This window comes from Lacisediminihabitans profunda (genome assembly GCF_008040105.1).
In the GTDB taxonomy this organism is placed as follows: domain Bacteria; phylum Actinomycetota; class Actinomycetes; order Actinomycetales; family Microbacteriaceae; genus Lacisediminihabitans; species Lacisediminihabitans profunda.
Map to the genome: position 1 here is coordinate 401,813 of NZ_VRMG01000005.1, position 18,625 is coordinate 420,437.

Consider the following 18,625-nt stretch of genomic DNA (forward strand, 5'->3'; position numbering starts at 1 on the left):
AATTAGGCTGTATGCGTGAACGACGCTGCCAATGACAACGCCGCTAAGGCAACCCTGCACTTTCCGGGGGGAACCGCGGACTTTCCCATACTGAAGAGCGTCGACGGCGCGTCGAGCATCGACATCTCGTCCTTCACCAGGCAGACCGGATACACGGCCCTCGACCAGGGCTTCGTGAACACCGCCGCCACGAAGAGTGCGATCACCTACATCGACGGCGACCAGGGCATCCTGCGCTATCGCGGCTACGGCATCGAAGACATCGCCGCCAATTCGACCTATCTCGAGGTGGCCTGGCTGCTCATCTACGGCAACCTGCCGTCGCCGTCGGAGCTCGAGGCCTTCGAGGAGAGGGTGCGGCGCCACACCCTCCTGCATGAGGACCTGCGTCGCTTCTTCGATGCGCTGCCGCACAACGCGCATCCGATGTCCGTGCTCTCGAGCGCCGTGTCCGCCCTCTCCACGTTCTACGAAGACTCGCTGAGCGTGCACGACCCGGAGCAGGTCGAGCTCTCCACCATCCGGTTGCTCGCCAAGCTGCCCGTGATCGCGGCCTACGCGCACAAGAAGAGTCTCGGCCAGGCGTTCCTCTATCCGGACAACTCGCTGAGTTTCACCGACAACTTCCTCAAGCTCAACTTCGGCAACATGGCCGAGCCGTACGAGGTCAACCCGGTCGTCTCCCGGGCGCTCGAGCGGCTGCTGATCCTGCACGAAGACCACGAGCAGAACGCGTCGACGTCCACGGTGCGACTGGTCGGATCCACCGAGGCCAACATGTTCGCCTCCATCTCGGCGGGGATCAACGCGCTCTACGGCCCGCTGCACGGCGGGGCGAACGAGGCGGTGCTCAAGATGCTCGGCGAGATCAAGGCCAGCGGCGAGAGCGTGGAGAAGTTCGTCGAGAGGGTCAAGAACAAGGAAGACGGCATCCGCCTGATGGGCTTCGGCCATCGCGTGTACAAGAACTTCGACCCGCGCGCCAAGCTCGTGAAGGAGAGCGCGGACGAGGTGCTCAAGGCGCTCGGTGTGCAGGACGACCTGCTCGACATCGCCAAGGAGCTCGAGGCCGTCGCCCTCGCCGACGACTACTTCATCGAGCGCAAGCTGTATCCCAACGTGGACTTCTACACCGGCGTGATCTACAAGGCGATGGGATTCCCGCCGCGCATGTTCACGGTGCTGTTCGCGATCGGGCGGCTTCCCGGCTGGATCGCGCACTGGCGCGAGATGAACGAAGACAAGGCGACCAAGATCGGCCGGCCGCAGCAGCTCTACACGGGCGCTCCCGCGCGCGACTGGCCCGCGCGCTAGCAGGGGCTTCGCGCACAGCGTGGTGTCGGGTGGCCTTGCGGCGTCACCGTTGTGCCGGACCTGGGGCCCGGCGTGGTTCACGCTCTCGCCCCGGTGTGGTCGACGCTCTCGCCCCGGTGCCTGCAATGGTCCCGGTCGAGCACCCCGCGTGGCTGGCGGCATGCTGCCTTCCTCGCGGAGGGAATTGTGTCCCTCCATGGCGGGAAAACTGCATGGCGGAGGGAGGCGTAACCCCCGCCGCGATGCGGTTTCCCCGCCGCGAGGGTGCGCCGTGGTTGTGGCCGAGGGCGTAACTCCCGCCGCGACGTCGTGACTCCCGCCGCGGGCGATCGCTGGCGAGTGCCGCCGTAGCCCCCGCGCGGGCTAGGTGTGCAGCGCCGAGTTGAGCTCGACGCCGGTGCCGGAGCGCGCAAGCACCTCGACCGCGCCGGTGACCGAATTGCGGCGGAAGAGGAGGCCGGCCACCCCCGACAGCTCAGCCGCCTTCACTATGCGTGGTTCGCCGCCGAGCAGCACGACCTTCGTGCCGGCGGTCACGTAGAGCCCGGCCTCGACGACCGAGTCGTCGCCGATGGAGATGCCGATTCCCGAGTTGGCGCCGAGCAACGCCCGTTCGCCGACCTCGACTCGCCGGGTGCCGCCGCCCGACAGGGTACCCATGATGGATGCGCCGCCGCCGATGTCCGAGCCGTCGCCGATCACGACGCCCTGCGACACGCGTCCCTCGACCATGGAGGTGCCGAGGGTGCCGGCGTTGAAGTTGACGAAGCCCTCGTGCATGACGGTCGTGCCGGGGGCGAGGTGTGCTCCCAGCCGAACGCGGGAGGCGTCGGCGATGCGCACTCGGGCCGGGGACACGTAGTCCAGCAGCCGGGGGAACTTGTCGATTCCGGTCGCGGCGATGCCCTGGCGCTGCAGCATCGGCCGCAACCGGTCGAAGTCACTCGGATGCACCGGGCCGGCGTTGGTCCACACGACGATCGGCAGTTGCCCGAAGATGCCGTCGAGGTTGATCGTGTTCGGTCGCACCAGCAGGTGGCTGAGCAGGTGCAGCCGGAGGTACGCGTCCGGGGTGGAGGCCGGGGCCGCGTCGAGATCGATCTGCACCGTGACGAAGTCCACCCGCACGTTGCGGCGGTCGTCTGCCCCGGTGAGGGCCTCGAGGTCGGCGGGGGCGATGTACGGGTCGCGCCCGGCCGGGAGCTCGCCGAGCGTGGGGGAGGGGAACCAGGTGTCGAGCACCGTTCCGTCGCCGGCGATGGTCGCGAGTCCGTAGCCCCAGGCTGCTCGTTGAGTCATGGTCCAAGGTTAGCGATCCGACTGCGGATAAACTGACGCGCATGCCTGACGCCGATTCGATGCCCGTGCTCGACCTCGCCGCACCCTCGATCGATATCACTCGGCAACTGTGCGACATCGAGTCCGTGTCCGGGAACGAGGCATCGATCGCCGACGCGATCGTGGCATCGCTCGCCGGTCTCGACCACCTCGAGGTGACCAGGGATGGCGACGCCATCGTCGCCCGCACCAGGCTGGGGCGAGACAAGCGGGTGGTGATCGCCGGCCACATCGACACGGTTCCCGTGAACCACAATCTGCCCACGCGCTTCGAGACGATCGACGGGATCGACTACCTCTGGGGGCGCGGCACCGTCGACATGAAGGCCGGCGTGGCCGTGCAGCTCAAGCTCGCCGTGGAACTCGTCGACCCCGCCGTGGACATCACCTGGATCTGGTACGACCACGAGGAGGTCTCCGCCGAACTCAACGGCCTCGGCCGGCTCGCCGAACATCGCCCGGACCTGCTCGCGGGTGACTTCGCGATCCTCGGCGAGCCCACCAACTCCACGGTCGAGGGCGGCTGCAACGGCAACCTCCGCGTGGAACTGCGCACGTTCGGCACCCGCGCGCACTCCGCCCGGGCGTGGGTCGGCCACAACGCCATCCATGACGCGGCCTCGATCCTCGCCGTGCTCGCCGCCTACGAGCCGCGCGAGGTCGAGGTCGAGGGACTGGTCTATCGCGAGGGCCTCAATGCCGTCGGGATCTCCGGCGGGGTGGCCGGCAACATCATCCCGGACGAGTGCATGGTGCACGTGAATTACCGCTTCGCGCCGAGCCGCTCGGGCGCGGAGGCCGTCGACCACCTGCGCGGACTCTTCCCGGGAATCGACCTCACCGTCGTGGACCTCGCGGAGGGGGCGCGCCCCGGGCTCGATGCGCCGCTCGCGAAGGACTTCCTCGCCGCGGTCGGCGGCACGGCCACCCCCAAGTACGGCTGGACGGATGTCGCCCGCTTCTCGGCCATCGGCATCCCGGCGGTCAACTACGGACCGGGGGACCCCCTCAAGGCGCACGCGGACGACGAGCGCGTCGCACTCGAGCAGATCACGGAGTGCGAACGGGGACTGCGGGCGTGGCTCACGGCCTAATGCCGGCGCTGCCCACCCCGGTGGTCGTGAGGTATCGCCTCACGCCGTGGTGGCTGCGGGTACTCGCCGTCTGGGTCGTCTCCCGGGTGGTCACGACCATGCTGATGCTGCTCTTCGCGAGCTGGCAGGAGAAGAACCCGTGGACGGGTCCCCGCCCCGGCCTCCTCGCCTTCTCGCAGCTCTGGGACAGCGTCTGGTACCACATCGTGGCGGTGAGCGGATATCCGAGCGTGCTGCCGCGCGGTGCCGACGGGCACGTGGCCGAGAACGCGTGGGCCTTCCTTCCCGGCTATCCAGCAGTCTCCCGCCTCGTGATGACCGTCACCGGCCTGCCCTGGGAGCCGGTCTCGGTGTTCCTGTCCGTGGCGTTCTCCCTCGGCGCGGCGTTGATGGCGTACAGGCTCTTCCGACTCATCCTGCCGGCCGGCACCTCGCTCTTTGCGGTGACGCTCTTCTGCTTCGCCCCGCTGTCGCCCCTCTACCAGGTGGCCTACGCGGAATCCATGCACCTCTTCCTGCTCGCCCTCGCCCTCTACTTGCTGGTGCGGCGTCGCTACTGGCTGCTCTTTCCCGTGGTCGCCGTCATGGCCCTCACCCGGCCGAGCGGGCTCGCCTTCGCCCTCGCCCTCGGCCTGCACATCGTGCACCGCGTCGTCACCCGGGCGCGCGACCCCTTCCCGCTCGCCGACGGCGTCCTCGCCTCCGCTCTGGCGCTCTTCAGCCTCGCCATGGGGCTCGCCTGGCCTCTGCTGGCGTGGGTGGTGACCGGATCCGCCTCCGCCTACACCGACACCGAGCTGGCCTGGCGCGTGCCCTACATCGGCTACACCGAGCTCATGCCCTTCGCCGCCTGGATTCAGGGCGCGCAATTCTGGGGAGCGCAATGGGGGATCGGCCTGTTCGCCGTGCCGCTCCTGTTCCTCGCGGTCGGGCTCTTCGCCGTGTTCCTGTTCATCCCGCCCGTGCGCCGGCTCGGCGTCGACCTGCGATTCTGGTCGGCGAGCTACGCAGTGTACCTGCTCGCCGTGTTCTTCCCGCAGTCGAGCACCTTCCGGCTGCTGGTACCGCTGTTCCCCCTGCTCGGGGCGGTCGCGCAGCCGCGATCCCCGGTGTATCGCGTGGCGATCGTCGCCCTCTGCATCGCCGGGCAGGTCGGCTGGCTGTACGCCTGCTGGTGGGTCAACGGCTACGACTGGACTCCGCCCTAAGGCGACACGGGGCGCGATGAAAATGGCTCGTTTTCGTGGTTGGTGCCGGTGTACGGGATAATAGAAGTCATTCCACGAAAGGGGATCACTCATGGCAGCCATGAAGCCGAGGACCGGAGACGGGCCAATGGAGGCTGTTAAGGAGGGTCGTCTCATCATCGTGCGCGTGCCGCTCGAAGGTGGGGGGCGCCTAGTCGTTTCAGTCAACGACGCCGAGGCCAGGGAACTCCACGACGCTCTCGCGGGAGTCGTCGCCGCGGCCAGTTAGTTCGGACCCACAGGGGACATCGTCGCCGCAGCCACCGGCTGCGGCGACGTCCGCTTGTCCCGGCGAGTGCTAGCCGAGTTTGGTGATCTGGAGCAGTCCGTCGCCCACGGCGGAGAGCGCGCTGATCACCGCGTCAGACTCGGCGATGGTCGCCAGCAGCGACCGGTAGCCGGTGACGGTGTCGTCACGCTGGGCCGGATCGGCGACCCGGCCGCGCCACAGCGCGTGTGCCACGAGCACGGTGCCGCCGGCACGCACGAGGCGCAGCCCGTGTTCGACGTACTGGATGACGTGCTGCGGGTCGGCGTCCACGAGCACGATGTCGTAGGACTGCTCGTTCATCCTGGGCAGAACGTCGAGGGCCCGGCCGGCGATCATGCGGATGCGGTTTGCCGAGACGCCGGCGTCGATGAAGGACTTGCGGGCGGACTGCTGGTAGTCGAGCTCGAAGTCGATCGAGGTGAGGGTGGCCCGCGGGGCGCCGGCGAAGAGCCAGAGTCCGCTCACGCCGACACCGGTGCCGATCTCGATGATGCGGGTCGCTGCGGTGGCCGCCGCGACGACGGCGATCTGGGCGCCCATCGCCGGGCTGACCGGATCGATTCCCAACTCGATCGAGTTGAGGCGTGCCTGGGCGATCGCCGGACTCTCGACGACGATCTCCTCGGCGAATTTCCAGCTCGACTCTTTGTCTGCCACGTGCACTCCTTGTTCCTCCCCAGCGTAGGCGAGGGTAGCTCCGCCGGGGGTTAGCCCGGGCAGCGCGTCAGACTGCGCACGGCGCACGCCTCGCCGGGGTTAAGCTGAACGAGTGTTCGGCCTCACTTTCGACAAGTTGCTCGTGATCGGCGTCATCGCCGTGTTCGTGCTCGGTCCCGAGCGCCTGCCGCACTATGCATCGCAGCTCGCCAGGCTGGTGCGCAACCTGCGCCAGATGGCCGACGGCGCGAAGGACCGCTTGCGGGACGAGATGGGCCCGGAGTTCGACGACGTCGACTGGAAGAAACTCGACCCGCGGCAGTACGACCCGCGCCGCATCATCCGCGAGGCCCTCATCGACGACGACCCGAAACCGGTGTCTGTCGTGCGGCCCGCCGGGGAGTCCGCGTACGTCAAGCGCCAGAGACTGGCCGCAGAGGGCGAAGCAGCCCCGTTCGACAACGAAGCGACCTGAGGTCGGCGCTGACCTCCTGAGCGGGCCCTAGCGGCCGGGATGCTGGGCGAGCACTCCCCGGGCCTCGTCGCGTAACGCCTCGACCACGAGCCGCACCGACGGTCGCTCGGCGCGGTCGGGGCGCAGCAGGGCCGAGATCTGGCGCACCGCACGCACCCCGGAGAGCGGGCGGGTGACGAGCCCATTCTCGTGGCCCCGGGTGGTGAACCGCGGCAGGATCGCGATGCCGTGGCCGGCCGCCACGAGCGCCTCCACGATTCCGTTGTCGAGGAAGCGCTGGCCGATGGTCGCCGGCACTCCCGTGACGGCTTCGAGCTGGCGCAGGATGCGGTCGTATGGGAATCCGACGGGCGTGCCGATCCAGGTCTCGCCCATCAGGTCCCGCGCGGAGAGGCTGGCCTTCTCGGCGAGCGGGTGCCCCTCGGGGAGGGCGATGTCGAGCGGTTCCTCCATGAGCTTGACCACGGTGAGGCCGCGCTCGCGCCAGGCGGGCAGCATGCCTGGCGAGTCGGCGAGCACGATGTCGAAGTCGGGGGTGAGGTCGGCGAAGTCCGGATGCAGCGGGTCCTGGTCGGTGGCGATGAGCACGAGGCCGGGGATGCGGGCCACGGCGGTGAGCAGCCCGGGCAGCAGCATCTGGCCGCCGGTGGGAAAGGTGGTGAGCGTCACCTCGCCCCGGGGGGCCTGCTTGAAGTCCTCCCAGAGGGCGTCGGCGCGCTCGAGCGCGATCGCGACGTCCGTGGCGGTCTGGGCCAGCATCCGCCCGGCCCCGGTGAGCACGATGCCGCGCCCGCTGCGCTCGGTGAGCGGGATCCCGGCCTCCCGTTCGAGCACCTTGAGCTGCTGGGAGACCGCGGAGACCGTGCGGTTCGTGGCCCGCGCCACGGCCGTGATGCTGCCGCGCTCGGCGAGTTCGCGGAGCAGCTCGAGTCGTCGAACATCCATTAAGTCAGACTACACAATCATGCAAGAACTATTTGATTGTGCTACAGCGTTGGCGGGTGTGGAATGAGATCAATAACAACGTGCCCATCCGGGGCATGTTTCAGCACACCGAGGTCATCATGTCCAGCGTCATCGTTCCAGCAGTCATCGCCATCGTCGCCGTGTGGGGTGCCGCGGCCAGCATCGTGGTGACCGCCCGTGACGGCTACCGCCGGATGCCCACGCGCCACTAGGTCCCGCGGCCCCACACCCAGAGGCTGGTTGCCCAGCGGCGATGCGCCGAGGGGCTACCGAACGCTCAGGCCGAGCTTTCGGCCGGCCAGTCCACGGCCGCGAGTGGCCAGCCGATCGGCGACCGAGGCGATGGCGACAGACGCGGGATCCGTCGGATTCGACCTGACGATCGGCACGCCGGCGTCCCCACCCTCGCGCAGCGCGACGCTGATCGGGATCGAGGAGAGCACGGTCACCCGTTCGTCCTGGCCCCGGGAAAGCCTCGCCGCGACCTCGTCGCCGCCTCCGCTGCCGAAGAGGTGCAGGGTCGACCCGTCCGGCTGCACGAGTCCGGCCATGTTCTCGATGACGCCGATCACCCGCTGGCCCGTCTGCCGCGCCACGATCGCGCTGCGCTCGGCCACCTCGGCGGCGGCCGGCTGCGGCGTCGTGACGACGATGACCTCCGCCTGCGGCAACAGCTGGCCGAGCGAGATCGCGACATCGCCCGTCCCAGGCGGCAGGTCCAGCAGCAGCACGTCGAGGTCCCCGAAGTACACATCGGTGAGGAACTGCTGCATGGTTCGATGCAGCATGGGGCCACGCCAGGAGACGGCCCTGGCCGACTCCGACGGCTCGAGGAACATGCCGATCGAGATGACCTTCACCCCGCAGCCGATCGGGGGCAGGATCATCTCGCCCACCCTGGTCGGTCTGGCGCCCTCGAGGCCGAGGATCCCCGGGATCGAGAAGCCGAACACGTCGGCATCGACGATGCCCACGGTGAGACCGCGGTCGACGAGCGCGACGGCGAGGTTGGCCGTGATGGAGGACTTGCCCACCCCGCCCTTGCCGCTGGTGATCGCATAGATGCGGGTGAGCGAGTCCGGCCCGAACTGCGCAACACGGGTGCGCCCGCCCCGGAGCTTCTCGGTGAGGGCCGTGCGCTGCTCGCGCGACATCACGGACACCTCGACGGCCACCGAGGTCACACCGGCGACCGAGGCCGCCGCCTCACGAACGTCCCGCTCGATCGTGTCGGCGGCCGGGCATCCGACGATCGTCAGTCTGAGGCCGACGGTCGCGTGGCCGTCGGGGGAGACTTGCACCGCCCCGATCATGTCCAGCTCGGTGATGGGCTTGCGGATTTCGGGATCGATCACGCGGCCGAGAGCCGACAGGATGCCGGCCCGAAGCTGCTCGCTCGTCACGCGGCCCCTTCGGGGTTCCTGTCGCGCTCGAGGCTGCGCTGCTCTTCCAGCTCGGCCAGCAGGGCGCGCAGCTCGGCGCGGATGAAGTCCTTGCTCGCGAGTTCGCGCACGGCGAGCCGCAGCGCGACCACCTCGCGGGCGAGGTACTCGGTGTCGGCCAGGTTGCGTTCGGCGCGCTGCCGGTCCTGCTCGAACTGCACCCGGTCGCGGTCGTCCTGGCGGTTCTGGGCGAGCAGGATCAGCGGGGCGGCGTACGAGGCCTGCAGCGATAGGATCAGGGTCAGCAGCGTGTAGTTGAGCGAGCGGGGGTCGAACTGGGCCGCGGGCGGCGCGTAGGTGTTGAAGGCGATCCAGACCACCACGAACACGGTCATGCCGACAAGGAAGCCCGTCGTGCCCATCGCCCGGGCGAATCCCTCGCTGAACCGTCCGACGCGGTCGCGTCCGCCGAGGCGGGGGACGAACGACGTGCGAAGACCCTTGGGCGAATCGAGTCCTGAGTCAGTGCGACGGGCCATTGAGGTGCCTCCTTCCGGATGAGACGACTACGGGGATGGTGCTGGTGTCTGAAGACACGGCGGGGGAGGGGTCGTCGTCGTGACTTCGCCAGTCGTCGGGCAGAAGGTAGTCGAGAACATCGTCAATGGTCACCACCCCGACCAGTCGGTGGTTGTCGTCGACAACCGGAAGGGACACGAGGTTGTAGCTCGCGAGGGTGCGCGCGACCTCGGCGGCCGAGGCGCTCGCCCGAACGGGCTCGAGCTTCTGGTCGAGCAGCGTGCCGAGCCGCTCCATGGGCGGGTAGCGGAGCATCCGCTGGAAGTGCACCATTCCGAGGAAGCGTCCGGTGGGCGGCTCGTACGGCGGCAGCGTCACGCAGACCGCGGCGCCGAGGGCCGGCGCGAGCTCGTGGCGACGGATGAGGGCGAGGCCCTCGGCCACCGTCGTGTCGGCGGAGACGATGATCGGCTCCGTCGTCATGAGGCCACCCGCGGTGTCCGGGGCGTAGAGCAACAGCATCCGCACGTCGTCCGCCTCCTCGGGCTGCATCAGGTCGAGGAGGGCCTCTCCGCGTTCGTCGGAGAGTTGCGCGATGAGGTCGGCAGCGTCGTCCGGCTGCATCTGGTCGAGCACGTCGGCCGCACGATCGTCGTCGAGGTGGCCGAGAATGTCGACCTGTTCGCTCTCGGGCATCTCCTCGAGCACGTCGGCGAGGCGCTCGTCGCTCATCTCCTCGGCGACCTCGAGCATCCGCTGCTCCGGCAGGTCGAGGAGGGCGTTCGCGAGGTCGGCGGGCAGCAGGTCCTCGTAGGTGGCGAGCAGCTGGGTGGCCGACTGGGCCTCGCCGGTCGACCGTTCGCGCACCTCTGACCACTTGGCGAAGATGGTGACGCCCTTCGCGAATGGCGAGGCGCTGGTCTTGGGGCGGCGGAGGAAGAGTTCGCTGACCGCCCACTCGCCCTGGCCGCGCTCCTCGATCGCGACGTCTTCGATCGTGGCGGTTCCCGACCCGTCCACGAGCTCCATCTGTCGGCCGAGAACCTCGGCGATCACCCGCACCTCGCCGCCGCGCTGCTCGAAGCGGCGCAGGTTGATGAGGCCGGTGGTGATGATCTGGCCGCTACCGATGCTCGTGACTCGACCGATCGAGAGGAAGACGCGGCGCTTGCCCGGGACCTCCACGATGAGCCCGACGACGCGCGGCGGCTCCTTCTGGCGGTAGACGATGAGCACATCCCGCACGCGCCCCACCTTGTCTCCCGCGGGGTCGAAAACGGAGCACCCGGCCAAACGGGCGACGAAGACTCTCGCGGCGCTCACAGGTCTAACTTAGACCTTCGCAACTGTGGGAGAGGATAATGAGGCCATGACCAACCAAAGCCCCCTCAGCTCTCGTGGCCGCCTCGTACCGACGCTCCCCAAGGGGGACGTGCTCGGAACCTACGACACGTACTTCGAGGCGCAGGCCGCGGTCGATCGTCTGGCGAGGGCCGACTTCGAGGTGAAGAAGGTGTCGATCGTGGGCAGCGACCTCAAGACCGTCGAGCGCGTGACCGGCAAGCTCACCTGGGGCAAGGCCGCCGGGGCCGGCGCGGCGAGCGGCGCCTGGTTCGGACTCTTCTTCGGCGTGCTGCTCACCTTCACGGCGACCACCGGCGTGTTCCAGTACGTCTTCGCCGCGGTGATCATCGGGGCCGGATTCGGCGCGCTGTTCGGCATCGTCACCTACGCGATCAACCGACGGACCAGGGACTTCACGTCCACCCACCAGGTGCTCGCGAGCAAGTACGAGATCATCATCGACCCGTCCCTCACCATGAAGGCACAGGACGTGCTGTCGAGGCCGGAGACGCACTAGCGCTGCGCGCATCCCCGCCGCGCGCGGGTGCGCCTTCCGGGCGCCGCGCGTGATTGTGCCCGTTCGTCGTCATTGTGCCCCCTCGAGGTGACACGGACGCGTCAAACGGGCACAGTCGCCCGGAGCCGGAGCCGGAGCCGGAGCCGGGCGAGGACTGCGCGCCGGGTCAGCGCAACCACGCCTCCACGCCATCCACGGTGCGGGGAATGCCGATCGACAGGTTCTCCGCGCCGGACGGAGTCACGAGGATGTTGTCCTCGATGCGCACGCCGATGCCCCGGAACTCCGCCGGCACGGTCAGGTCGTCCGGCTGGAAGTACAGTCCGGGTTCGATCGTGAAGACCATCCCGGCCTCGAGCACGCCGTCGAGGTAGAGGTCGCGCCTGGCCTCGGCGCAGTCGTGCACGTCGATCCCGAGGTGGTGGCTCGTGCCGTGCACCATGTAGCGGCGGTGGAACTGGTTCTCCGGCTTCACCGACTCCTCCGCGCTCACCGGGAGCAGACCCCACTCGGCGGTGCGCCGGGCGATGACCTCCATCGCGGTCGCGTGGATCTCGCGGAACCGGATGCCCGGCCTCACGATCGCGAACGCCGCATCCGCCGCCTCGAGCACGGCCTCGTACACGAGGCGCTGCGTGGGCCCGAAGACACCGTTGATCGGCAGCGTGCGGGTGATGTCTGCCGTGTAGTAGCTGTCGAGCTCGATTCCGGCGTCCATCAGGATGAGGTCGCCCGGCACGACGGGGCCGTCGTTGCGGGTCCAGTGCAGGATGCAGGCGTGCGGACCGCTCGCGGCGATGGTGTCGTAGCCGACGGCGTTCCCCTCGGCGCGGGCACGTCGGTTGAAGGTGCCCTCGACGAGGCGCTCGCCCCGCGGGTGGGCGACGATCGCGGGCCGGTCGGCGATCACGTCGTCGAATCCTGCTCGGGTGGCGGCCACGGCCTTGCGCATCTGGTCGATCTCATAGGCGTCCTTGACGAGCCGAAGCTCGGACAGGTCCCGGGCGAGATCGGAGTCGGCGTCCGTCTCGAGCGCCTCGGATTCCGCCACGAGCAGGCGACGGCCGTCCACCTGGTCGGTGAGATCGCGATCGCCGTCGCGCACGATGACCGTGCTCGCGTCGACGGCGTCGAGCACCCGATCGAGTCCGTCGAGGGATGCCGTGGCAAGGCCGAGGTCGCTCGCGACCTGGGCGAGCGATGGCCGGGGGCCGGTCCAGAATTCGCCGATGTCGGGGTTGGCGTAGAACTCGTCCGAGTCGCGGCCGGCGGCCTTGCGGAAGTACAGAGTGGCGTCGTGGCCGCTCGCCGTCGGCTCGAGCACGAGCACGCTCCCGGGAACGGAGTCGCTGCCCCAGCCGGTGAGATGCGCGAACGCCGAGTGGGCGCGGTAGGCGTAGTCGGTGTCGTTCGACCGAACCTTCGCCGCCCCCGCGGGGATGATGAGGCGCTTGCCGGGGTAGAGGCCGGAGATCACGGCTCGCCGAGCCGCGGCATACGTCGCCTGTTCGCGGGCCGCCGGCACCGGTTCTGGCCGCTCCGCCCACTTGCTCGAGATGTAGTGCTTGAACGTGCTCGAAACCGGCACGGTCGAGCGGTTTGTCGTTGCGCGGGGGGCCTCGGCCCTGTCGTCAGCCATGAGCCCATTCTCTCCCGGGTCAGCCGAGCGCGTGCAACTGCACCACGATCGGCCGGTGATCGCTTCCCGTGCCGTCCAACTCCGTCACCACCCGCATGCCGGTGACCCTCCAGTTCGCCGTGGCCATGACGTGGTCGATCGAGGCGCCGGCCAGGGCGGGAATGGAACTCGGCCAGGTGCCGACCGCGCCGTTGCCGCTCTGCACGCCGGCATCCGAGCAGCCGCCGAGTGTCTTTCCCCGCTTGTCGACGAAACCGGCGAGGTGATCGATCGTGGCGTTGAAGTCGCCTGCCATGATCACGTTCTTCGAGTCGCAGGCGCCGCTCAGCCACCGCAGGTCGCTGCGCCAGTTGCGCATCTCGCCCTCGACCGGGGCGATGGGGTGCACGGCGACGATCGTCGGGCCGTGTCCGTCGTTCGGCAGGATCACCACGGTCGGCACCGTCGAGGTCGAGCCGGCGGTCTTGTCGAGGTGGTACTCGCCGAGGTCTTCGCTCACGAGAACGGAGGTCGACCGCGACCCGTAGTTGCGGTCGAAGGTGAGGGTGTGTACCGACATCGGCCGCCCGCTGGCCTTCAGGAGCGCGGCCACGGCATCCGCCGTCGACTTCGTCGTCTCCGGCAGGCTCACGATGTCCGCGTCGGAGCCGAGCGCGAGTGTCGCGATCGTGGCGGCGCCGGGGGAGCCCCCGAGGGTATTCCAGGACACGACGGTGAGGTCGGACCTCGACTTCGCCGCGAAGGTCTCGTTTCCGAGTCCGCGGGAGGCGAGCACCGCCACCGTGACGAACGCGAAGACGCCGAGAAGCAGCACGATGGAGGCGCCGAGCCGCCGGAACGGCCGGTTGAGGGCCGCGGCCACGCCGACCACGACCATCGCGCCGACGGCGGCGACGACCATCGCCCCGCGGAAGGAGATGAGCTGGGCCAGCCCGCTGGTGCGCTGGAGGCCGAAGAGCTGAGGCCAGGCGGCGATGAGCAGCACGACGGCGAGCAGCAGGAGCAGCGCGGCTGCCAGGACTCGACGAAACATGGACTTTCACCCTAACCGCTGCCGCCGCGCGCACCGGCCGCCTGCCGCGCGGGTCACTGGCCTAGAGTTACAGGATGTCCGGCCTGATCGACCTGCACGCCCACAGCAGCGTGTCCGACGGCACGGAGACCCCGGCCCAACTCGTGCGGGCGGCGATCGCGGCCGGTCTCGACACGGTGGCGATCACCGACCACGACTCGACGGCGGGCTGGCAGGCGGCGTGCGTGGCAGCCGAGGGATCCGGCCTCACCGTGATCCCCGGCATGGAGTTCAGCACGCTGGACGGCCGGCGCAGCGTGCACCTGCTGGCCTACCTCTTCAACCCCCTCGACGGCGGAATCATCGCCGAGACCGGGAGAATCAGGGACGCACGGCTCAGGCGCGCCGAGAGCATCGTGCAACGACTCTCGGTCGACTATGACCTGGAGTGGGAGGACGTGCTCGCCCAGACGACCGAGGGTGCGACGGTCGGCCGACCGCACATCGCGGATGCCCTGGTGGCGAAGGGGCACGTGCCCAACCGCAGCGCCGCCTTCGAGAGCATCCTGCACCCGCGAAGCGGCTACTTCGAACCGCACTACGCGCCGGGCCCGCTCGACGCCGTGCGGCTCGTGGTCGCGGCAGGAGGCGTACCGGTGCTCGCGCATCCCGCCACCCGGGGGCGGGAGAACGTGATCCCCGAGGACAAGATCGCGATCCTCGTCGAGGCGGGGCTGTTCGGGCTGGAGGTTCACCACCGCGAGAACACCGAGAGCGGCAAGCAGCGGCTCGTCGAACTCGCCGAGAAGTTCGACCTGGCCATCACCGGGTCGAGCGACTACCACGGCGAGGGCAAGCCGAATCGCCTCGGCGAGAACACGACGACCCGTGAGGTGCTCGATCGCATCGTCGCGGCGGGCACCGGAACGACGGCCTATCGGGGCTGAAGCTCCGAGGATACGACAATAGAGTTGCAGGATGCCCGCACCGATCGACCTGCACACGCACAGCAGCGTCTCCGACGGCACCGAGACTCCCACGCAACTCGTCGACGCGGCCCTTGCCGCGGGCCTCGGCGCGGTCGCCATCACCGACCACGACTCGACGGCCGGCTGGCGGGAGGCGTTTGCCGCGGCGACGGGTACCGGCCTGACGGTGATTCCGGGCATGGAGCTGAGCACGAATTACGGACCGGCCAGCGTGCACATGCTGGCCTACCTGTTCGATCCGGATGACGCGGGCATCATCCGGGAGACCGCACGCATCCGCGACGGTCGGGCCCACCGCGCCGAGCGAATCGTCGAGCGCATCGCGGTCGACTACGACCTCACCTGGGCCGACGTGCTGGCCCAGTCGACGGACGGCGGTACCCTCGGTCGACCGCACATCGCCGATGCCCTCGTGGCCAAGGGCCACGTCGCCACCCGCAGCGCGGCGTTCGCGAGCATCCTGCACTGGCAGAGCGGGTACTACGAGAAGTACTACGCGCCGTCGCCGCTCGACGGCGTGCGCCTGATCGTCGCGGCCGGCGGGGTGCCGGTGCTGGCGCATCCGGCCACCCACGGTCTCTATCGCGTGATCGAGGAGCGGGTGATCGCCGAACTCGTGGACGCCGGACTGTTCGGTCTCGAAGTCCATCATCGGGACAACACCGAGGAGGGCAAGGAACGCCTGTTCGGGCTCGCCGCGAAATACGACCTCGTCGTCACCGGCTCGAGTGATTACCACGGCGAGGGCAAGCCCAACCGGCTCGGCGAAAACACCACGGAGCCGGACGCGCTCGCGCGAATCGTGGCTGCCGGGACGGGGTCGGCGCCCTTTCGGGCCTAGGCCTGCTCCTAGGCGGTGGGCGGCGGGGTGTTGCCGGTTCCGCCGCGACGCGAGCGGGTGCGACGGCGACGCGTCGGCGAGGTGCCATCGTGGGTTCCGCCGCCCTCGGCGCTTTCGCGCACGACGTCGGTCGAGCCCTCCGCGCGTTCGCGCGGCGGGCGTCCACCCGAGCCGGTGGCCGGGCGCGCGCCGCCGGAACGGCCCCCGCGGTCGGCACGGCCCCCGCGGTCTCCGCCATCGCGGCCACCGCCGGAGCGGCCTCCGCGGTCGCCGTCGGTTGGGCGCGGCTCGCGGGGACGCACGGGGCCGGCTGAGGCGAGTCGCCCCTTCGTGCCCTCCGGGATGTCGAGGTCGGTGAAGAGGTGCGGCGACGACGAGTAGGTCTCGACCGGCTCCGGCTGGCCCATGTCGAGCGCCTTGTTGATGGCGGCCCACTTGTGCATGTCGTCCCAGTCGACGAAGGTGACGGCGATGCCGGTCTTGCCCGCGCGGCCGGTGCGGCCGGCGCGGTGCAGGTAGGTGTCGTCGTCGTCCGGGATCGTGTGGTTGATCACGTGGGTGACGTCGTTCACGTCGATGCCGCGGGCCGCGACATCCGTGGCGATGAGGATGTCCTTCTTGCCCGCCTTGAAGGCGGCCATGGCCCGCTCGCGCTGCTCCTGGTTGAGGTCGCCGTGCACGGCGGCGGCGTTGAAGCCGCGGTCGTTGAGCTCCTCGACCAGCTTGGCCGCCGCACGCTTGGTGCGGGTGAAGACCACGGTCTTGCCCCGGCCCTCGGCCTGCAGGATGCGGGCGATGACCTCGTCCTTGTCCATCGAGTGGGCGCGGTAGACGACGTGCTTGATGTTGGCCTGGGTGCGTCCCTCATCCGGATCCGTCGCGCGGATGTGGATGGGGCGATTCATGAAGCGACGCGCCAGCGCGACGATCGGGCCGGGCATCGTGGCGGAGAACAGCATGGTGTGCCGGGTCGGGGAGGTCTGGGCGAAGAGCTTCTCGATGTCGGAGAGGAATCCGAGGTCGAGCATCTTGTCTGCCTCGTCGAGCACCATCACCTTGACGTCCTTGAGCGACAGCATGCGCTGGCTGGCGAGGTCGAGAAGGCGACCGGGCGTGCCGACCACCACCTGCGCGCCGGCCTTGAGCTGCTCGACCTGGCCCTCGTAGGCCTTGCCGCCGTAGATCGCGGCGACCTGGGTGCCACGGTTGGATGCCGCGAGCACGAGGTCTTCTGCAACCTGCACGCAGAGCTCGCGGGTCGGAACGACGACGAGCGCCTTGACGCCGGGCTCGGGGTTGAGGCCGAGGGACTGCAGGAGCGGGAGCCCGAAGCCGAGGGTCTTGCCGGTGCCGGTCTTGGCCTGGCCGATGATGTCCTGGCCGGCGAGTCCCATCGGGATCGTCTGCACCTGGATCGGGAAGGGCTCGATGATGCCCTTGGTGGCGAGAGCGTCGACCATGTCCTGGTCGATGTTGAGATCTGAGAATGTTGTAATGAGTGTTGCCCTGTTCTAAAGCGGCTACGCCCGCTTTGACCTGGGGCGTGCGGAGCCTCCACCAGAAATGGGAGGCATTACCACTAGTTTAGTCGCCATTCACCGGTTCACTGGATTCCCCGGCCCCGGCGGCCTGTCGGGCGCCGCGCCGATAGGCTATGCGCGTGGTCAAACTGTTCGGTCGTCGCCCCAGACGCAGCGACTCCGCCCGTCCGGGCGCGCGTCGCTCACCGAGCGACGCCGTCAACCGGGTAGACCTCGAGGAGCTGACTCCCGACCTCCTTTCCTACCTCGGCCAGGCCGCGTACCTCCAGCTCGTGATCTTCGAAACACTCGGCCGGGCCGTGGCCACCGCGCCCTCGATCGCCTCGAAGGAGGCGATGAGCCGGGTCGCCGGGCTCTCGCTGGCCAAACACCACGGGCTCACTGCCGAGATCGTGCGCCAGGGCGCCGAGCCGGGGCCCACGATGCAGCCGTACGTGGCGGCCATCGACAACTACGTGCGGATCACCGCCGGTGCCGACTGGTACGAGACGCTCGTCACGAGTTACATCACCTCCGGGCTTCTCAACGACTTCGCGCGCCAGCTCGCCGGCGGACTCCCCGCCGACGCCTCGGCGCGGATCACGGCCCTGCTCGGAGCGGACGACGGCCACGAGATCATCGTCGCCGAGTTGCGCTCCGCGATCGAGGCGAACCCGCGCCTCGCCTCGCGCCTCGCGCTGTGGGGCCGGCGACTGGTGGGCGACACGCTGTTGGCCGCGCGGTCGGCGCTTGCCGCCAACGGACATCCGGATGAGGCGCGGCTCGAACCGGTGTTCACCGAGCTCATCGCGGCGCACACCCGACGCATGGACGCCATCGGCCTCACGGCCTAGCGGGCTGCCGCGGTCGGTGCTCGGCGGTCAGGCGCGGCTGAGTGTCGCGAGCATCTCGGCATCCGCGTGCCGGCGTCGACGAGCGATCGTCACGGCGAGAACCGCGCTGAGAGCGGCGGCGAGCACGAGGCTCGCGACCCAGATCCAGCCGCCGTCGAACTTCCAGCCGGCCCAGGTGAGGGCAGCCCAGATGGCCGATGCCGACGCCGCGCCGATCGCCGGGATCAGCGCGGCTCCGTGCGTCTCGCGGCCCGGGAACGCGTAGCGCAGGCCGAGGCCGATGATGGCTCCGCCCAGGGTGACGAAGAGCAGCTCCATGGTCAGGCGACGAAGCCGACGCGCCGAGACTCCTCCGAGCCGATCTCGAGGTACCCGAACGACTCGAGCGGCACGACGTAGACCGAACCCCGCACGTCGGTGAGGGTGAAGTATTTCGCGCCGGAGTCGAGGGCCGAGGAGACGACCGCCTGGATCTCCGCCGACGACTGCGACGACTCGAAGTTGATCTCGCGAGGGCTGTTGATGATTCCGATTCGAATGTCCACGTGCCCAGATTACGACACAACAGGCTGCGGCCCGCGCGCCGTTCTCTGGGAGCGGAACCGCCCGTGCCGTGCGGGCCGATGTCGGTGGCCGCCGTTAAGTT

Annotated in this window: 21 protein-coding genes; 10 read left to right on the top strand and 11 right to left on the bottom strand. The window is 69.2% G+C overall.

All coding sequences use genetic code 11. The annotated features are described in order from the left end of the window. Nucleotides 1-15: 15 nt before the first annotated feature. Nucleotides 16-1,314, top strand: coding sequence for a citrate synthase (locus FVP33_RS06420; RefSeq protein ID WP_147782791.1), 1,299 nt, complete (start codon nucleotides 16-18; stop codon nucleotides 1,312-1,314). Nucleotides 1,315-1,677: 363 nt separating this feature from the next. On the opposite strand, the gene dapD is transcribed toward FVP33_RS06420, so the two are convergent. After that, on the bottom strand, nucleotides 1,678-2,613 hold the full coding sequence (dapD, locus tag FVP33_RS06425) for a 2,3,4,5-tetrahydropyridine-2,6-dicarboxylate N-succinyltransferase (protein WP_147782792.1): 936 nt from the start codon (nucleotides 2,611-2,613) through the stop codon (nucleotides 1,678-1,680). A gap of 59 nt (nucleotides 2,614-2,672) precedes the next feature. On the opposite strand from dapD, the gene dapE reads away from it, so the two are divergent. From dapE to FVP33_RS06440, 3 genes are all read left to right on the top strand, one after another. Next, on the top strand, nucleotides 2,673-3,746 hold the full coding sequence (dapE, locus tag FVP33_RS06430; protein ID WP_187270630.1) for a succinyl-diaminopimelate desuccinylase: 1,074 nt from the start codon (nucleotides 2,673-2,675) through the stop codon (nucleotides 3,744-3,746). Further along, a complete protein-coding gene (locus FVP33_RS06435; protein WP_246142200.1) occupies nucleotides 3,731-4,954 on the top strand; it encodes a hypothetical protein in 1,224 nt (407 codons plus the stop codon). Before dapE ends, FVP33_RS06435 begins: the two co-directional genes overlap by 16 nt. Nucleotides 4,955-5,045: 91 nt before the next feature. Then, a complete protein-coding gene (locus tag FVP33_RS06440; RefSeq protein ID WP_147782794.1) occupies nucleotides 5,046-5,222 on the top strand; it encodes a DUF3117 domain-containing protein in 177 nt (58 codons plus the stop codon). A gap of 69 nt (nucleotides 5,223-5,291) precedes the next feature. On the opposite strand, the gene FVP33_RS06445 is transcribed toward FVP33_RS06440, so the two are convergent. Next, a complete protein-coding gene (locus tag FVP33_RS06445) occupies nucleotides 5,292-5,921 on the bottom strand; it encodes an O-methyltransferase (RefSeq protein ID WP_147782795.1) in 630 nt (209 codons plus the stop codon). 112 nt (nucleotides 5,922-6,033) lie between these two features. On the opposite strand from FVP33_RS06445, the gene FVP33_RS06450 reads away from it, so the two are divergent. Then, nucleotides 6,034-6,396 carry a sec-independent translocase gene (locus tag FVP33_RS06450; protein WP_147782796.1) on the top strand — a complete coding sequence of 121 codons (363 nt, stop codon included), beginning with the start codon at nucleotides 6,034-6,036 and terminating at the stop codon, nucleotides 6,394-6,396. A gap of 27 nt (nucleotides 6,397-6,423) precedes the next feature. On the opposite strand, the gene FVP33_RS06455 is transcribed toward FVP33_RS06450, so the two are convergent. After that, nucleotides 6,424-7,341, bottom strand: a complete 918-nt coding sequence (locus FVP33_RS06455) for a LysR family transcriptional regulator (RefSeq protein WP_147782797.1) — start codon at nucleotides 7,339-7,341, stop codon at nucleotides 6,424-6,426. 56 nt (nucleotides 7,342-7,397) lie between these two features. Between FVP33_RS06455 and FVP33_RS19445 the strand changes: the two genes are divergently transcribed. Then, nucleotides 7,398-7,574, top strand: coding sequence for a hypothetical protein (locus FVP33_RS19445; protein ID WP_187270599.1), 177 nt, complete (start codon nucleotides 7,398-7,400; stop codon nucleotides 7,572-7,574). 54 nt (nucleotides 7,575-7,628) lie between these two features. Here FVP33_RS19445 and FVP33_RS06460 read toward each other — a convergent pair whose 3' ends face one another. The 3 genes from FVP33_RS06460 to FVP33_RS06470 are packed head-to-tail and all read right to left on the bottom strand — an operon-like array spanning nucleotide 7,629 to nucleotide 10,586. After that, nucleotides 7,629-8,765 (bottom strand): Mrp/NBP35 family ATP-binding protein, encoded by a 1,137-nt coding sequence (locus FVP33_RS06460; protein ID WP_246142201.1) that lies wholly within the window; start codon nucleotides 8,763-8,765, stop codon nucleotides 7,629-7,631. After that, the gene (locus FVP33_RS06465) at nucleotides 8,762-9,283 is read right to left on the bottom strand and encodes a DUF1003 domain-containing protein (RefSeq protein ID WP_147782798.1); all 522 of its coding nucleotides are present in this window, start codon (nucleotides 9,281-9,283) and stop codon (nucleotides 8,762-8,764) included. The genes FVP33_RS06460 and FVP33_RS06465 overlap by 4 nt, the downstream gene beginning before the upstream one ends. Continuing rightward, the gene (locus tag FVP33_RS06470) at nucleotides 9,267-10,586 is read right to left on the bottom strand and encodes a magnesium transporter MgtE N-terminal domain-containing protein (RefSeq protein ID WP_147782799.1); all 1,320 of its coding nucleotides are present in this window, start codon (nucleotides 10,584-10,586) and stop codon (nucleotides 9,267-9,269) included. The genes FVP33_RS06465 and FVP33_RS06470 overlap by 17 nt, the downstream gene beginning before the upstream one ends. 46 nt (nucleotides 10,587-10,632) lie before the next feature. Here FVP33_RS06470 and FVP33_RS06475 point away from each other — a divergent pair, with 46 nt between their 5' ends. Next, nucleotides 10,633-11,124, top strand: coding sequence for a YflT domain-containing protein (locus FVP33_RS06475; protein WP_147782800.1), 492 nt, complete (start codon nucleotides 10,633-10,635; stop codon nucleotides 11,122-11,124). Between the two features lie 166 nt (nucleotides 11,125-11,290). Here FVP33_RS06475 and FVP33_RS06480 read toward each other — a convergent pair whose 3' ends face one another. Together FVP33_RS06480 and FVP33_RS06485 are read right to left on the bottom strand one after the other, a co-directional pair. Beyond that, nucleotides 11,291-12,763 (bottom strand): aminopeptidase P family protein, encoded by a 1,473-nt coding sequence (locus FVP33_RS06480; protein WP_147782801.1) that lies wholly within the window; start codon nucleotides 12,761-12,763, stop codon nucleotides 11,291-11,293. 19 nt (nucleotides 12,764-12,782) lie between these two features. After that, on the bottom strand, nucleotides 12,783-13,796 hold the full coding sequence (locus FVP33_RS06485; protein ID WP_147782802.1) for an endonuclease/exonuclease/phosphatase family protein: 1,014 nt from the start codon (nucleotides 13,794-13,796) through the stop codon (nucleotides 12,783-12,785). Between the two features lie 74 nt (nucleotides 13,797-13,870). Here FVP33_RS06485 and FVP33_RS06490 point away from each other — a divergent pair, with 74 nt between their 5' ends. Then, nucleotides 13,871-14,722: a PHP domain-containing protein gene (locus FVP33_RS06490; protein WP_147782803.1), complete on the top strand. Its 852-nt coding sequence runs from the start codon at nucleotides 13,871-13,873 to the stop codon at nucleotides 14,720-14,722. A gap of 31 nt (nucleotides 14,723-14,753) precedes the next feature. Then, nucleotides 14,754-15,605 (top strand): PHP domain-containing protein, encoded by an 852-nt coding sequence (locus FVP33_RS06495; protein WP_147782804.1) that lies wholly within the window; start codon nucleotides 14,754-14,756, stop codon nucleotides 15,603-15,605. Between the two features lie 8 nt (nucleotides 15,606-15,613). Here the strand turns inward: FVP33_RS06495 and FVP33_RS06500 are convergent, their stop codons facing one another. After that, nucleotides 15,614-17,065, bottom strand: a complete 1,452-nt coding sequence (locus FVP33_RS06500; RefSeq protein WP_187270600.1) for a DEAD/DEAH box helicase — start codon at nucleotides 17,063-17,065, stop codon at nucleotides 15,614-15,616. Between the two features lie 194 nt (nucleotides 17,066-17,259). Between FVP33_RS06500 and FVP33_RS06505 the strand changes: the two genes are divergently transcribed. Continuing rightward, nucleotides 17,260-17,979 (top strand): ferritin-like fold-containing protein, encoded by a 720-nt coding sequence (locus tag FVP33_RS06505; protein WP_246142202.1) that lies wholly within the window; start codon nucleotides 17,260-17,262, stop codon nucleotides 17,977-17,979. A 27-nt stretch (nucleotides 17,980-18,006) separates the two neighbouring features. Here FVP33_RS06505 and FVP33_RS06510 read toward each other — a convergent pair whose 3' ends face one another. Both FVP33_RS06510 and FVP33_RS06515 read right to left on the bottom strand, forming a co-directional pair. Continuing rightward, nucleotides 18,007-18,297 (bottom strand): hypothetical protein, encoded by a 291-nt coding sequence (locus tag FVP33_RS06510; RefSeq protein ID WP_147782807.1) that lies wholly within the window; start codon nucleotides 18,295-18,297, stop codon nucleotides 18,007-18,009. 2 nt (nucleotides 18,298-18,299) lie between these two features. Next, nucleotides 18,300-18,524, bottom strand: a complete 225-nt coding sequence (locus FVP33_RS06515; RefSeq protein WP_147782808.1) for a DUF3107 domain-containing protein — start codon at nucleotides 18,522-18,524, stop codon at nucleotides 18,300-18,302. Nucleotides 18,525-18,625: the final 101 nt, after the last annotated feature.